Source organism: Escherichia sp. E10V10, assembly GCF_004211985.1.
Classification (GTDB): domain Bacteria; phylum Pseudomonadota; class Gammaproteobacteria; order Enterobacterales; family Enterobacteriaceae; genus Escherichia.
In genome coordinates, this window is the sequence record NZ_RHJO01000055.1 from 1 (window position 1) to 2,066 (window position 2,066).

Sequence of the window (2,066 nt, forward strand, 5' to 3'; positions counted from 1 at the left end):
GACCGGAGAAGCCAGCTTCTGACCCTGCAGCGTGGCAGTCAGCGTAATCTCTTCCACCGCCGGAGAACTGACCTGGACTGTGACATGTCCCTGCTCGTCTGTCTGGGTGGTCGTGGCGGTTAACTGTGCGGTGTTGCTGGTTGAACTCCAGTCGATCTGGACATTCTTTAACGGATTACCCTGTGCGTCTTCTGCGACAGCAGTCAGTGTGGCGCTGTCCTTTCCGTCGGCCAGCAGGGTGGTTTTATCCGGTGAAATGCTTTTCAGCACGGCGCTTTTGGCGTCGGCAACAAACGTCAGCGTGGTGGTTTGTTTCGCTGCACCGTTCGCGGTGGTGGCAGAAACAGTAGCCTTCCCGGCACGGGTGGAGGTGAAATGCATGGTTGCAACCCCCTGATTATTCGCAAGGCTGCTGGTGCTGGCAAAGATCACTTTCGGATCATTGCTGCTCCAGTTGACCTGTGCGCCAGGCAGAGTATTGCCGTTCGCATCTTTCACCGCGACAGAACAGGTTATCGGTTCGTTGCCATCGGCGACGGCCTGAGTTTTGTCCACTTTGCTGTCAGACAGGGTCGCGGTGGCTATATTACCAATCACATTCACCGCCACGGTCTGGCGGCTGTTATTACTTTCTGCCGTGACATGCGTGGCCGCGGCCCGGGTAGCAGAATAGGTTATCTCTGCAATACCCTGACTGTTGGTGTCGCTGTAATTATTGGACTGGAAAGACCCGCTGGTATTATCGGTACTCCAGTTAATCCTTTGATTTACGACAGGATGACCGGCTTTGTCCACCACTGTGGCTTTCAGCGTCATGCTATCGCCTGCTGCCACATCCGCTGTTGTGGACGGAGTGAGTGTAGAGACTGTGGCGGTGGCTGCGTCGGCGCTAAAGTTGATGGTGGCAGACGATTTGTTCACACCGTTGGCGGTTGCCACGGCCTGACAGGCGACCACATCCTCTGAAGCCAGCGTCGCGGTAACCCGGCCCTGATCGTCGGTTTTTTGCGGGCTGCCGGTAAGATGATACTTACCTGCCGGCTGGATCTGCCAGCTAACATCACTCTGGTTGACGGGGTTTTTGTATTGATCTTCCACTCTGGCGGTCAGGGTGACCAGATCCTTGCCATTCGCCGTTGCGCTGGTTTTATTGACAGTGACGTCAACAGGTTTTGCGCTCTTGACATCGGGCGTGATGGTCAGCTTCACGGTCTTCTGACTGTTATTGTCGCCGGATGCGGTGATCGTGGTGGCCTGTGCACGGGTGCTGCTGTAGGTCACCTTCGCGTTACCCTGGGCATCGGTATTTGAGGTGGTTTCACTGAAAACACCCGCGGCATTGTCAGACTTCCAGACAACAGATTTATTCGCTACCGGATGGCCGGATGCGTCCAGCACCTGAGTGGTCAGCGTGACGCTGCCTGTACCGGCGGTGATACTGGTTTTGTCTGCATTCAGGGCAGACAGGCTGGCCGTGGCGGCATCCTCGGTGAATGTCACGCTGTTTGAGGTAACTGATTTACCGTTCACCAGAGCGGTAACCTGATGCGCCCCGCGTTGTTTTGATGTCAGGGATACCGTCACGTTACCGTTGCTGTCTGACGTACCAGAGGCCGCGGACAGGTGGCCAGTGGCAGGTGTTGCGCTCCAGTTGATGCTGATACCCGACAGCGGGTTACTGTTCGCATCCATCACTGTACCCGTGAAGGTGACTTCATCGGTGCCGTTGGCGAGTGCATTCTGTTTACTGATTTTAAGGTCAGTAAGCTGTGCGGTGCGGGTGTCGCCGGTAAAGGTTACCGGGGAAGCATTAAACGCAACGCCTGCTTCAGCCTGTGCTGAGAGGCTGACCGTACCGGCTTTCAGCGCCGACAGTGTGACCGAGGCTACCCCGGAGGCATCAGTTTGCGTGGTTGCTGCAGAAAGGATGACGCCAGCGCCGGAGGCATGCCATGTTACTTTATGGTTTGCCAGGGCGTTGCCTTTCTCATCTTTTACTGTCGCGATATAGGTTACAGATTCTTTTCCGTCGGCAACGGCGTGTTTTTTATCCACGGTGACGTCAG

General features: G+C 55.8%; 1 protein-coding gene. It reads right to left on the bottom strand.

What is annotated here, in order from left to right; all coding sequences use genetic code 11:
- Window positions 1–2,055: Ig-like domain-containing protein (locus D9736_RS23230; RefSeq protein ID WP_240779382.1), on the bottom strand; the 2,055-nt coding region annotated here is incomplete at its 3' end.
- Between the last annotated feature and the right edge of the window lie 11 nt (window positions 2,056–2,066).